13 protein-coding genes are annotated in these 13,675 nt (G+C 54.0%); 7 read left to right on the top strand and 6 right to left on the bottom strand.

Annotated features, from left to right (window positions below; all coding sequences use genetic code 11):
• Positions 1 to 50 precede the first annotated feature (50 nt).
• From ACX1CU_RS14215 to ACX1CU_RS14245, 7 genes are all read left to right on the top strand, one after another.
• On the top strand, positions 51 to 767 hold the full coding sequence (locus ACX1CU_RS14215; RefSeq protein ID WP_459398944.1) for a fimbrial biogenesis chaperone: 717 nt from the start codon (positions 51 to 53) through the stop codon (positions 765 to 767).
• Entirely contained in the window at positions 742 to 1,308 is a 567-nt protein-coding gene (locus ACX1CU_RS14220; protein ID WP_459398945.1) for a fimbrial protein, read from the top strand. The genes ACX1CU_RS14215 and ACX1CU_RS14220 overlap by 26 nt, the downstream gene beginning before the upstream one ends.
• Positions 1,309 to 1,315: 7 nt before the next feature.
• The gene (locus ACX1CU_RS14225; RefSeq protein WP_459398946.1) at positions 1,316 to 2,029 is read left to right on the top strand and encodes a fimbrial biogenesis chaperone; all 714 of its coding nucleotides are present in this window, start codon (positions 1,316 to 1,318) and stop codon (positions 2,027 to 2,029) included.
• Positions 2,030 to 2,040: 11 nt separating this feature from the next.
• A complete protein-coding gene (locus ACX1CU_RS14230; protein WP_459398947.1) occupies positions 2,041 to 2,799 on the top strand; it encodes a fimbrial biogenesis chaperone in 759 nt (252 codons plus the stop codon).
• Positions 2,800 to 2,846: 47 nt separating this feature from the next.
• Positions 2,847 to 5,435 (top strand): fimbria/pilus outer membrane usher protein, encoded by a 2,589-nt coding sequence (locus ACX1CU_RS14235; protein WP_459398948.1) that lies wholly within the window; start codon positions 2,847 to 2,849, stop codon positions 5,433 to 5,435.
• 53 nt (positions 5,436 to 5,488) lie between these two features.
• Positions 5,489 to 6,631 (top strand): hypothetical protein, encoded by a 1,143-nt coding sequence (locus tag ACX1CU_RS14240; RefSeq protein WP_459398949.1) that lies wholly within the window; start codon positions 5,489 to 5,491, stop codon positions 6,629 to 6,631.
• A gap of 572 nt (positions 6,632 to 7,203) precedes the next feature.
• Positions 7,204 to 7,821: a Fic/DOC family protein gene (locus ACX1CU_RS14245; protein WP_459398950.1), complete on the top strand. Its 618-nt coding sequence runs from the start codon at positions 7,204 to 7,206 to the stop codon at positions 7,819 to 7,821.
• Here ACX1CU_RS14245 and ACX1CU_RS14250 read toward each other — a convergent pair.
• The 6 genes from ACX1CU_RS14250 to ACX1CU_RS14275 form a co-directional block, all read right to left on the bottom strand.
• Positions 7,818 to 7,988, bottom strand: a complete 171-nt coding sequence (locus tag ACX1CU_RS14250) for a hypothetical protein (RefSeq protein ID WP_459398951.1) — start codon at positions 7,986 to 7,988, stop codon at positions 7,818 to 7,820. The genes ACX1CU_RS14245 and ACX1CU_RS14250 overlap by 4 nt on opposite strands.
• A 135-nt stretch (positions 7,989 to 8,123) precedes the next feature.
• Positions 8,124 to 9,257 carry an alginate lyase family protein gene (locus tag ACX1CU_RS14255; RefSeq protein ID WP_459398952.1) on the bottom strand — a complete coding sequence of 378 codons (1,134 nt, stop codon included), beginning with the start codon at positions 9,255 to 9,257 and terminating at the stop codon, positions 8,124 to 8,126.
• Between the two features lie 13 nt (positions 9,258 to 9,270).
• Entirely contained in the window at positions 9,271 to 10,365 is a 1,095-nt protein-coding gene (locus ACX1CU_RS14260) for an ABC transporter ATP-binding protein (protein ID WP_459398953.1), read from the bottom strand.
• Positions 10,366 to 10,375: 10 nt separating this feature from the next.
• Positions 10,376 to 11,215, bottom strand: a complete 840-nt coding sequence (locus ACX1CU_RS14265; RefSeq protein ID WP_076942133.1) for a carbohydrate ABC transporter permease — start codon at positions 11,213 to 11,215, stop codon at positions 10,376 to 10,378.
• Positions 11,216 to 11,225: 10 nt separating this feature from the next.
• Complete coding sequence (locus tag ACX1CU_RS14270) at positions 11,226 to 12,113, bottom strand: carbohydrate ABC transporter permease (protein WP_459398954.1); 888 nt, start codon at positions 12,111 to 12,113, stop codon at positions 11,226 to 11,228.
• Positions 12,114 to 12,350: 237 nt separating this feature from the next.
• Positions 12,351 to 13,643: an ABC transporter substrate-binding protein gene (locus tag ACX1CU_RS14275; protein WP_459398955.1), complete on the bottom strand. Its 1,293-nt coding sequence runs from the start codon at positions 13,641 to 13,643 to the stop codon at positions 12,351 to 12,353.
• Positions 13,644 to 13,675 lie beyond the last annotated feature (32 nt).

Below are 13,675 nucleotides of genomic sequence, written 5' to 3' on the forward strand. Positions count from 1 at the left end.
TTTCGGGGGGCAATTCGCGCCCCCTTACCCTCGCACTTAGGAATCGTTATATGTCACGTATTTTCTCATTATTTTCAGCATTGTTCGCTTCGCTACCGTTACTTGCCGTGGCTCAAACCGGTGGCTTTGGTATCAATGCCACACGTCTGATTTACCCCCAAGGCGCTGACAGTATCAGTGTAACAGTGCGCAATACCATGGCATCGCAACCATACCTGGTGCAGGCGAGAATCAGCGGTTCACAGGATGGAAATCAGCCAGCACCGTTTCAAACCCGGCCACCGCTGTTTCGCCTGGAGCCCAATAGCGTTAATCAGATACGTATTGTGGCGCAAGGCGCAAACTTACCGACCGATCGTGAATCTGTGTTCTATTTCCATGCCAGCGCTATTCCCGCCAGCACGGCTCCGCAAGCCAATAATCAACAGGCCGGGGTGCATGGTGCTGCCCAATTTGGCGTCGGAAATATCATAAAAATGTTCTATCGCCCAAACAATCTGCCGTCTACATCCCTGGCAGCACAACAAAACCTGCAGTTTTCCCGCGTCAAAGGGGGCATTCAGGTCAGTAATAACTCGCCGTATTTTGTCAGCTTTGCCGAAATCAGCGTGGGTGGGCAGGCGCTCAAACTGGATACGCCTGCGGCCTTGATGTTGGCACCGTTCAGCAGCCATACCTACCCAACGGCAAAGACGCAGGGCGCAGTACAGTGGAAAACCATTAACGACCAAGGAGGGATCAGTGCGTTCAATCATAACCTGCCATAAGAGCACTCTCCTGCTGACAATGTGGGCGCTGTCAGCCCTGGTGGGTGCGCCTGCTCAGGCGGTAACGCTCAATTTTTCCGCTATACTCAACCCAGGAACATGCACCTTTAGCCTGGATAAAAGCACGCTGGCGCTGGATTCTGTTCATCTGTCACAGTTAGCCCCTTCAACCTTGCAGGCCGCCCAGCCCTTTACCCTTACCGTGCAGGATTGCAGCGGAACCGATGCCGCCCTTGCTCCGGTGGTTAACGTCAGTGGTGATGGGATCGCGCGCGATAGCAAATGGTTATTCCGTAGCAGCGACTCCACCACTTCCGGTGTGGGAGTCATGCTGGTGAAGACGGATGTGCCACCAGGTTATGGCAGTACAGAAGTCAAAAATGGAGACAATATCCCGCTGGCAGCAGCAGGGGTAAATCCCCTCGATCAGAACATCAGGTTTTATGCCGGGATCACCTGCGGCAGCCTGGCATGCACCAGCGAACGCCCAACGCCGGGTACCTTGACGGCGCGTGTCCTGTTTAACCTGGCCTATCGCTGAGGCTGCTATGTTCTTGATTGATCTCTATCGTACGGTTGCTATTAGCGGTTTGTGTTTGTCGATCTCGGCTCCCACCCTGGCAGCACAGAGCCCTGCCGGGGGGATCAGCCTGAGCCAGACAAGGGTGATCTTTTTATCCACCGATAAAACGCAAACCTTGGCGGTGAAAAATACCGCCAAGCAGAGCTACCTGATCCAAAGCCGGGTACAACTGACGCCTGACGATAGCACCTCAGCGCCTTTCATCGTGACGCCGCCGGTGTTTTCACTCCAACCCGACAACCAGCAGTTGCTGCGGATTATCCCGCAGGGTACTTCCTTGCCCGCCGATCGCGAATCACTGTTTTACCTTGCAGTCATCGCCATACCCGCTCACCCCGGTAAAGACATCCCCTTAGCCAAGGTTTCTATGGGCGTGCGTTTTGTGATCAAACTGTTTTATCGCCCGGCAGATCTCAAAATGGCACCAACTTGTAGCCTACGGCTAAGTTCGGCAATTAACGGTGTGCGGATCGAGAACCCGACGCCCTATTTCCAGACGTTAGGGCAGCTGAAATTCAACGGCAAACCCATCAATCTGGATGCTCAACCGTCAATGCTGGCCCCGATGAGTACGCAGAACTATACGGTTAAAGAGCGAGTAACACAGGCCGAATGGCAGACGGTGACTGATTACGGTGGCTTATCTACCCTGTGCCAACAGATGGTTTCATCCACATAGGAAACACGCTAATGAACCTTTTACTCTCCTGGCGTTCGGTCGGTTGGGCCCTAGGTCTGTTAATGACCAGTGTCAGCACGGTTCATGCGCAGCTACCCGCAGCCCCAAAGGGGATTTCCTTCCAGGTGCTGCGCGTGATTTATCTTGAGAGCGACAAAAAAGGGGTCACCCTGACGGCCAACAATACCACCCCTTATCCCTATCTGATGCAGTCGTGGATACAGCCCGTCGATACCGCGACCGGCAATGTGGCCGAGGGAGAACATCCGGCTATGCCGTTTATTGTTACGCCACCGCTGGCGCGTCTTGAAGCCAACAGTGAATTGACGCTGCGCATCCGGCGTAACGGTGAGCCGTTACCCGCAGATCGTGAGTCCGTGTTCTTTATCTCAATGAAGGCGATCCCCGCCCAGGCAGCACCAGATCAGCGCGCAGAAGAGAAGCAGATGGTGCTGACCATCACCAGCAATATGAAGGTATTTTACCGCCCGGCAGGGCTGGTTAAACGTGCCGTTGCCGACATGGCCCCCAAGCTGAAATTCCGCCGTGAGGGTAATCAGTTGATTGCTGACAACCCAACCCCCTATTGGCTGACCTTTTCACACTTAAAGGTGGGGACAGCGGCATTGGACAAAGCGCAGTTGCGCCTGATGGTTCCCCCCAAAGGCCAACAGCGTTACACCCTGCCAAGCGATGCCTCTGGCAAGGTGACATGGCAACTGATTGATGAAGATGGTTGGGATACCCCAGCAGAGCAGCGCCCACTGTAGGCTGTGCTGAAAAATCGCCCCTGGTTTTCGTTATAGACGTGATAACAATGACAATACGACACACCGAACTCACATTATTGCCTGTGCTGGCAGGAGCGACACTCCTGGTCGGTAGCCCAGTATTGGCCCAAGACTATTTTGACCCAGGGTTACTTTCTTTGGGGGGAGCCAATGCTGCCGCAGTGGATCTGAGCGCCTTTGGCACCTCGGGGAAAATCCCGCCGGGCACTTATACCGTCTCTGTGTTTATCAATCAGGCCGATCAGGGTCAGCATACTTTGGTATTCACGGCAGATAGCCATGGAAATATTCAGCCACAACTCACGCCAGATTTCCTGCATAAGCTGGGAGTGAACACGCAGGTTTTACCGAGCTTTACCGGGTTATCAGCGGAAAAGCCCGTTGACGATCTTGCGGCCCTGATCCCTGAAGCAACAATCCAGTTTGACTTAGCCCAGTTGCGCCTGGATATCAGTATCCCGCAGGTGGCGATGCAGCCCAATGCACAAGGTTCGGTTGATCCTGCCCTCTGGGATCATGGGGTGTCCGCGTTATTGTTCAATTACAACCTGAATGGCGGGCGCAACTGGCAGAGTGAACAAGCGGGCATGGGAAGTAACACCCAGACCAACCTGTTTGCCAACGTGCAAGGTGGCGCTAACTGGCAAGCATGGCGCCTGCGCAGCAACATGACCTACTCGCGTAATACCAATAGCCAAAGCAATGAGTCAGAGCCAACCCGCCAGAGCACACAGTTTAGCCACACCTATCTGCAACGCGATATCAAACCCTGGCGCTCGGAAGTTCTGCTGGGGGAAAGCAACACGGAAAACGACGTGTTTGACAGCATTCCGTTTCGCGGAGTCAAGCTCAATTCCAGTGACGATATGTTGCCCACCAGCCTGCGCGGCTTTGCGCCGATTATCAGCGGCATTGCACAGACCAACGCACGCGTTACGGTGAGCCAGAACGGCAATATCGTCTATCAGACCTATGTGGCGCCAGGGCCATTCCGTATCAATGACCTGTTCCAGACCGGACAAGCGGGTGACTTACTTCTCACCATTCACGAGGCCGATGGTACCGTTCGCACCCAGGCACTCGCCTTCTCGTCGCTCCCGGTGATGCGGCGGCAGGGGAGCCTGAAATATGAAGTGACGGCAGGCCGTTACAACGGTGGCATTACGGTCGGCTCGCAGCAGGCAGAGTTTGTGCTCGGCACCGCCATTTACGGCCTGCCCCATGATATCACCCTGTATGGCGGCACACTGCTGGCTAAGGATTATACCTCTGTCGTGGCAGGTAGCGGTTTCTCTCTGGGCAACTTCGGCGCGCTGTCGGCAGACGTCACCGCCTCCAACGCCAAACTGCACGGACAAGACGATCATCAGCAAGGATATTCTTACCGGCTGCGTTATGCCAAGAGCCTGTTGAGCACCGGGACGGCGGTGGATCTGACCGCCTACCGCTACTCAACTCGCCACTATTACAGTTTTGCCGACTTTAACAATCTCGGCTTCCAACTCAGTGATGGGCAAGTTCCCTGGGCTCTGGAACGCCAACGTTCCAATTTCCAGATCCGGCTCAGCCAACAACTGGACTCATGGGGTTCCGTGTATCTGTCCGCTTCCCGTAATGATTTTTGGGGCAATGACAAGGTGGTGAACACGGTGTCGGCCGGTTACAACGGCAGTTATCAGGGTGTGAGTTTCGGCCTGGCCTACAGTGTTGACCGGCTCAAAGGGAGTGGCAGTTGGCCAGAGAACCGGCAGCTATCGCTGAACATGCAGGTGCCACTGAACCTGTTCAGCGCCTCACCGGCATTGCGTAATACCTATGCCAGTTATCAGATGACCCACGACAGCCAGGGCCTGGTGCAACAGCAGAGCGGGATTAGCGGCAGCGCGTTGGATAGCCGCCTGTCCTATAGCGTGATGCAGGGCTGGTCCAATGGGCAAGGCAATAACAGCAGCACGTTGAATACCAGCTATCAAGGCAGCAAAGGGTCAGCCAGCATGGGCTATAGCTACAACAGCCAGAATCGCGCCCTGAACCTGAGCGGCAACGGGGGCATCGTTGTACATCCGGAAGGAGTGACATTCGGCCAGATGCTGGGCAACTCCGTGGCGGTTGTCAGCGCACCGGGAGCCAAGGGCACCAGTGTGATGAGCGGTGACATCCGTACCGACAGCCGTGGCTATGCGGTAGTGCCCTATCTGTCGAGCTATCAGCCCAACAACGTCGGCCTCAATCCGGCCACCTTGCCGGACAATGTCGATATCACCCAATCCAGCCTCAACCTGTACCCGACCAAAGGGGCGGTGGTGGTTGCCAACTTCGCCACACACGTCGGTTATCAGGTGCTGATGACGCTGCAATTAGCAGACAACACGCCGGTGCCATTCGGCGCGCTTGCGGCGGTAGAGAATACGGCGACCAACAAGCCTAATACCGGGATTGTGGGGGAAATGGGCCAAGTGTATCTGAGCGGTCTGCCGGAACAAGGAAAGCTGAAGGTGACCTGGGGTAAAGAGGCAAACCAACAATGTCTGGCCTCTTTCAACCTGAAAAATGTCTCAGCGCCATCAGCCAATAACCCGATACATATGTTGAGCGTAGCCTGTCAGGGGAAATAACCTTCTGAAGGCTGCCAGAGTCACGAATAATATAAGAGCAGGAGCTACAGAACATGAAAATAGAGCCATACCTCAAGACGATGCGCCATAACCGAGGTACTCTGCGCCTATTGGCGGTGTTGACCTTATTGCTGGTATCCGCACCTTACTCCAGAGCCACTGATATTGTCACTATCGGTAAAGGGAGCGGGATCGTCTGGGAGGGGTTACCGTTCAACCAAACGCTGACTGGCCCGCTCTTAGGTTCTGGTTTGTCGATTACAACTGGCATGATAGCAATATCCAATATATCAACATCTTGTATAAATGCTTCCGCGCTCACTACTATCGCGGGTTATACCGCATTGCAGATCGCTCCAGGAGTCGGGTTGGTTCCCAGAGCTACCGGGAGCGCACTCTACCGTCGAAGCGGTGTCGCTGGCCTGGAAACACTCACAGGTACAATTGGATTACCCAAAACGGAGGGCAGAACCGACACCGGGTTCACCATTACTAGCCCGTTCCCTTCCAATCCGCAAAAGCAGTGGTGCTTACCGCCGCGTACATCCCCAGCCAGCACAACCTATTTCTATGATGCGAACTATACCCGAACGGTCAATATATCAGGGACTTGGGCCATGGTTGCCGATGGCAATCAAAGAAGTGGGCAAGTCACCATTCCCACCATGTACGCAGGGAGTTACAGCTCTTTTGTTAGTGGGGACAGGAGTGCGGTTATTTTACCGGCGGCGATCACTCTCCGCATATCTACATTAGCCTGCACAATAGCCACCACCACCAATATTAACTTTGGCGGTGTGCAACGTAATACCCAGGTTGGCAGTGAGCTGGCACGTTTGACCTATCCCTTAGCGGTATCCTGTTCACAGGATTCGGACCGGATTGATGCCAATATCAACGTCCAGTTCCGCGCCATCAGCGGCCTGTATTCGGCAACCCCTACCCGGTTGGCACTGACCCAGGGCGGCGGCTATATCACCGGGGAGATCAATAATGGCGTTACCGGCAGTGGCGACTGTAACAGCACCACCGGCATTCCGTTTGATAATACTCAGCTTAAGGTGGGGAGTATCGCCAGCAGCGAGTCGGCGAAAGTGCTCAATAATCAGGTCACCTGGCGGTTGTGCTCTGGCGGCACCAGTTTACCTACCGGCCCGGTTGATGCATCAACAGAAATGCTGGTCACGTTTAACTAAGCTGCGGTTCAGCAGGCGTGGCCATACCGCACCCGTTTGTTCTGCAATGAGAAATATCACGGGTATAGTTCTAAACCACCTAGCCCGGAAATACGCTATTGTTTTTCCGTTTTTTCCAGGCTTTTTCTGGTAGAAATAAGGAGCATCTGCATATTAAAACCATTAACAGTATAAAAAGAATGGAGTCGTATCAGAATGAATGGAAATACGGAAAATACCATCGCGACGCTCAGTACCCATAATATCAATAACCCGGCTTTTCTGACGGCAATCAGAGCGACCATTGCGCTAGCTTTGTTTATTGCAGCGAACTGATGCCTGAATGGGCGGTTTAATATTTGTAAGACAACCTTGACATGTTGGGCAAAATGGAATTTTGTACATTATAGGATCTCACTATAATTGAGTTATACCCAAAATAATTCGAGTTGCTTGTAGGCGGCAAGCACTGGAGACCCCAGGAGCATAGTCCACTATGTGACTGGGGCGACAGAGCGCAGCCAACACCCAAGCAACTTGAAGTATGAAGGGTATATTTATCCTCTGGAAACATCCACAAACTGGAACCTCTAATGAGCCGATATGACGCCTCAGGCAGCGAAGGAAAGTATGCAAAAAACTCTGCCGAGCAGGTCTTGGCAAACAAACTGGGGATTTCTACGCCTGATGAAATCGATGGTGCTGAATTAGTGTTGTTAGAAAAGCTTTATCAGTTTGTTTTTGAAGAACAATTCCCTTTGGGGAGAATAACCTTTTCGATGATAAAAAGCTGGCACCACCGTTGGTTGGCGAATATCTATGAATGGTCAGGACAAGAAAGAACGGTGAATATCAGTAAAGGCGGCTTTATGTTTGCGCCTTCTGTACAGTTACCGAAGTTATTGGCTGAATTCGAAACCAAGTACCTTAGCAGGTACACGCCATGCTCAGGGATGAGCCGAGAACAAGTCATAGAAGCAATTGCGATTATCCACGTAGAGCTAATACTCATTCACCCGTTCAGAGAAGGTAATGGGCGCTTATCACGGCTTTTGGCTGATGTGATGGCCGTTCAGGGAGGATTCAATCCTTTGGATTACCAAAGCTGGGAACAAAACAAAACCCAATACATATCAGCTATTCATGCAGGGATGAGCATGAACTATGAACCAATGACGTATTGGGTAAGCAAAGCGCTAGTCAACGATTAAACTGCCAACCGGAGATGTGCAAACTTCTCACGCTGGGCTTTGAGAGAGGCTTCGATTTTATCCGATGATTGACCTGTTTCAATTGCAGTTGAAGTCACCACAGAACGAACAATCTGCTCACGGGAAGGTTTGGTATAAGATGACACCGCTTTTTTACTACTACTCATCACAACTCCCATCTGCATGCTATATAACTAGGCATATTATAAACTAAAAACGTTGCTGCCGTGCCAGCATTTTACTTGAGCAGCAGTGCCACCCTAAATCGCCGCTCCTGATACCACAAAAAATCGCACTCCCCACTAACCACACCACATCAAATGCTCCCGCAGGCTGTGCGTTTCTTCTGGCAATCCCGCCAACACGGTTTTATAACGAGTTTCTTTGGGATAACCGCGAATGGCTTGCAGCAGCAGCCGCAGCGCGCTGTCCCAGACGATCCCCTGCAAATCGCTGTACGGCCATAAGTCCGGTTCGGCAATAAACGGTACCAGATAGTCGATCCCTAACTTGACGCTTCTGCCGTCGCGCATCTCGTTCCAGCGATCAAACTCGACGTGTTCCGCATAGCGGTTAAGCAGCAGATGCGCTTCCAGGTTAAACAAGGAATAGTGGAACGGCACCGGGCGCTCCAGTTCCATGGTCTGTTTGCCATCCTGATCGATCTGCGCCGCCATGCGCTGGGTGATGCCCTGCTGGATAATCCGCGCCACCAGCCCTTTATCGCCATAAAATAGCGCATTCACCGCCCGCTGCGCGTCGTACCAGGTGCCGTGGTTGTTGTGCCATACGTATTCGGAGTGGCCGACCTCGCTGTGATACATCCAGTGATTGAAATCGCGGAACCACTGGTGCAGCCCGATAATATCGTCAGTATCCAGCACGTTTGCAGAAGTTATCAGGCCGATGGTGTCGATCACCATCCACATCAGGCGGGTGTCGATAAGCCCGGTACCGCGCCCGGAGACAATGCCCGGTATCGCCTGACCATAGTTCAGGTGCGGATTCATCAAAGTATCGGCATGGAGAAACCAGCAGCGGATCTGTTCGGCCGCCGCCAGCGCATATTTACGCTGATCGGTGAAATACCACGCCAGCCCGAGCGTCAGGCAGCGCTCGCACATGCGGATCACCCGCGTGGTATCGGTATCGTTATTCTGACACTGCGGGTTGGTGTGCCCGTCGCGCCGGATATAGGGCAAGCCGTTGGGCCGCCGCGGGTTCGGCCACCAGTAGGTTCCCAGGCTGTAATAGTCATGGGGATCGCCACTCACCGGGCGCAGTTTCTTATTGACGACCGTTTCCAGCGGCTGGCCGCGCAGCGTGTCGGCTTCGCTGACCAAACGGGCCAGCGCGGCCTGCAACGGTGAAAAAGGCTGCTGTAACCGGTGCCGGGCATTTTCCAGGCAGGCGACATCCAGCGTATATAACTTCATCCGTCCCTCGCTCTTATGCTGCATGGTAAGGTACGCGTTGCCCACTCTCGGCATCAAAAATATGAATACCCGCCAGTTTTGGCTGCAACCAAACCGTTTCACCTTCCTGCACCTCAAGACGCTGTTTGAACACCGAGGTAAAGGCTCCGCCGCCGGTATTGCAGAACAGTTGCATATCCGAACCGGTATTTTCGATCGCGGTAATGGTGGCTTGCAGCGCGCCACTTTGCTCGTTTTCATTCACCACATTGACCTGTTCCGGGCGAATGGCATAAACCACTTGCTGCCCCGCCCGCACCTGTAGGCCAACCGGCAGGCGCAGACGCGAATCATCCGCCAAGCGCAGCAGGGTTTCATCGCCCTGTATCACAATTTCCCCTTTCAACTGGTTGATTTCCGGTGAGCCGATAAACCCGGCAACGAACAGATTGGCCGGGCGATCGTACAGCTCCAGCGGACTGCCGACCTGCTCAATCCGCCCGTCGCGCAGCACCACAATCATCTGCCCCATGGTCATGGCCTCGATCTGATCGTGGGTCACATAGACCGAGGTAGTTTTCAGGCGGCGATGCAGCTCGCGAATTTCGCCGCGCACCTGGGTACGCAGTTTGGCATCCAGGTTGGAAAGCGGTTCGTCGAACAAAAACACCTGCGGATTGCGCACAATCGCCCTGCCCATCGCCACCCGCTGGCGCTGGCCGCCGGAAAGATCTTTCGGCAGGCGATCGAGCAACACGCCAAGCCCGAGCAGCTCTGCCGCCGCATCCACCTTACGGTTGATTTCCGCTTTCGGCAGCTTGGCCATTTTCAGCGCGAAGCCCATATTCTCCCGCACCGACATTTGCGGATACAGCGCGTAACTCTGGAACACCATCGCAATGTCACGCAGTTTAGGTTCTACGTCGGTGACGTCTTTTTCATTGATTGCCACCTGCCCGCCGGTGATCTCCTCCAGCCCGGCAATCATGCGCAGCAGCGTCGACTTGCCGCAGCCGCTGGGGCCGACCAGTACGCAGAATTCACCGTCGGGGATGGTCAGAGAGACATCTTTAATGACATGCGTATCGCCATACGATTTACAGACATTGCTCAATACAACGGATCCCATGTGTCGCTCCTTATCCTTTCACTGCGCCGGACATAATCCCGCGGTTGAAATGTTTTTGCAGGCCGAGATAAACGATGATGCTGGGCAGCATCGCCAGTAAGGTGATGGCAATAAAGATGTTCGGGGTGATGCTTTCGTCGGTGCGCAGGGTGCTGAGGATCACCGGGATGGTGTTCAGGCTGTCCTGATTAACCACAATCAGCGGTAACAGATACTGATCCCAAATCATGATAAAACCGAACGTAACCACGGTGCCGAGGGCTGGTTTCACCAGCGGCAGGATCACGTGGAAGAAAATCTGCCATTCGTTGGCGCCATCGATGCGTGCCGCCTCTTCCAACTCTTTCGGGATGGCGGCCATAAATTCGCTCAACACGAAAATGGAGAACGCCCAACCGACCACCGGCATAATCATCCCGAGGTAGCTGTTATACAGCGAGGCATCGATCACCGGCAGCCGCCAGTTGATGATCATATACAGCGGGATGGCGATCACCTCTTCCGGCAGCATCATGGTGGAGAGGATCACCAGGCTGACCAAGGATACGCCAATAAACTTTTTACGGGCCAGCGCATAGGCCGCCAGTGCGCTAACGGAAACCTGCAAAATGGTGCCGAAAAACACCACCACCATCGAGTTCAGCAGATATTGCCAAACGCCGATCTCTTGCCAGGCAAAGATAAAGTTTTGCAGCGAGAAGGCATTCGGCCACGGTAGCAGTTCACCCGGTTTGACCGGCGCGGCGCTGAATGCGGTGGCGACAATACCCCAGAACGGGCCGACGAACACCACCAGCAATAGCGCATAGATCATCCAGCGGCCAATGGTATCCCAACGTTTACTCAGCATTACGGGCTCCTTAATAGCGGGTGATGCGCTTTTTCAGCGTGAGATGGCACAGGGTCAGCAGCACGGTGAAGGCAAACAGCAGGAACGACACCGCCGAGGCATAGCCGTAATCAAACTGTTCAAAACCGAGCTTGTAGATGTGCGTCATGATCATTTCGGTGGAATTGGAAGGCCCGCCGCCGGTGGTGGCATACACCTCGGCGAATACGCGGAAACCGCGGATAAAAGACAGCATCAGCACCACGGATAGCGCCGGGATCATGCCGGGCAGCGTCACGTAGCGCAGGCGGTTCCACCAACTGGCGCCGTCAACATTGGCCGCGTCATACAGATCACGGCTGATCCCGGCCAACCCGGCGATAAAAATCACCATGTTGTAGGGCACCGCTTTCCAGATATGCAGCAGCATAATTACCCACAGCGCCTGATCGGAGCTCGCCAGGAAGCCCTGATCGGCAACACCGAACCAGCTCAGCACCTGGTTGATCACGCCGTTTGGCGTCGGGTTGAACAGGATGCGCCACATTTCGGCGACGATCGCCGCGCTGGTCACCGCTGGCAGAAAAATAGCGGTACGGATAAAGCGCAGGTGGCGCGCCGGGCCTTCCAGCAGCATCGCCAGGAAAAAGGCCAATACCGCCGCGACCACCATGGTCACGATCACATACAGGAAGGTATTGAACACCGCCGAATGCAGGTCGGTATCTGCAAAGGCGCGGGCAAAGTTGGCAAACCCTACCCACTCGTTCGCTTGATTAAAGTTCACCTTGTAAAAGCTCATCACCAGGCCTTGCAGCATCGGGATAAATTTAAACCAGGTGAAAATGATCAGGGCCGGGGCCAGGAAGATCCACGGCACCAGATTCCGTTTCTGGCGGGAAGTCAGCATGGTTATCATCGCTCTCAAGGATTTATCAAGGCGCCCCTCTGGGCGTAATACCACTCAGTTAAGACTAACCAGTCCCCTCTCCTTCGGGGAGAGGGTTAGGGTGAGGGGGGTATCGCTGAGCTAAAGCCCCTCACCCCGGCCCTCTCCCACAGGGAGAGGGGGCGTCACTGTTAGCATGGTGCCGAATGATGATGCACTTTTCTGCTTAACTGACCGGCATTACACCTCTGGGCGCCGTTTAGGGCACTACTTCGCCAGCACGCTCTGCTTTTCCAGCTCGGCGTTGACTTTGCCGTTGGTGGTTTTCAACTCAGCAGCGATATCACCGTTACAGTCCGCCAGAATACGGTTAAAGCCTTCGGCGGTGATCTGGCGGATTGGCGTCCAGTTTGGCACCTGCGGCACATAGCGGCCCTGTTCGGCATACAGCGTGGCGAAGGTGGCCCAGCGCGGATCGTTGTAAACCGCCTGAGTATCCACCAGCTTGTTCACTGGCAAACGCACCACCGGGATATTGCTGCTGCCTTTACCCATGCCGATCTCTTGCCCCTCTTGGGAGATCATAAATTCGATGAACTTGCGGGCGGCCTCTTTCTTCTGGCTGCTCTTCATCAGGAACACCGTAGTCCCTTCTGCCAACGTGGCCTGGTTTTTTGGCCCTTGTAAGGTGACCACTTCGAAAGTGTCTTTGCCCGGATCTTTATCAAACAGCGCAATATGATAAGGCCCGCTGAAGAACATGCCGCTCTGGCTGGAGCGGAAAGAGGGGATCACATCCGCCGTGGTGGCGTTAATCGCCCCCGGCTGCACCACTTTTTCGCACAGCATGCCGCGCATAAATTGCAACGTTTCAACCGCCGCCGGTTCATCCAGCGAGGCTTTAAACTTGCCCGGCGTTGACTCACGAATGAAATCGCCACCGGCCTGCCAGAGAAACGCGCTCATAAACCAACTGGCGTAACCGCGGGTGGTGGAAGCCGGCAGAATAAAGCCGTAGGTATCGGCTTTACCGTTGCCATCGGGATCTTGCGTGGTGAAGGCTTTTGCCAGTTTTGCCACATCTTCCCAGGTTTTTGGCTGCGGCATCCCCAGTTTCTCGCGCCAGTCTTTACGCACAAACAGCGCAAAGGTCTGAGCAGAGGTCGGTACTCCGTAGTATTTGCCGTCGGTATAGCGGGTACTTTGCCAAGCGAGCGGATAAATATTGTCGTGCCCGGCAATGCTTTTCGGGTCGATCTCATCGGCGATGCCGAGCTGGATAAACTGCCCAATCGCTACCGCATCGTTAAAAATCAGATCCGGCAAGGCATTCCCCGCCGCAGCCCGCGCCAAGCGCTGTTCAAAGTCGGTGGTGGCGTTGAAATACTCAATTTTTATGCCGGTTTTTTTCTCAAAGGTTTCCGCTTCTTTCTTGTAGATGTTTTTTGAGTCGTTGCTGGCCCGGATCCAGATATTGAGAGTTTCTTCGGCATAAGCTTGAGCAGTGCCCAAGCCGAGTACGGATAACAGTAATAAGGATTTAATTTTTGTCGCAGACATTTTTATTCACATCCTTTTGTAAGAGGTTTGAT

Source organism: Serratia sp. D1N4 (assembly GCF_054552755.1).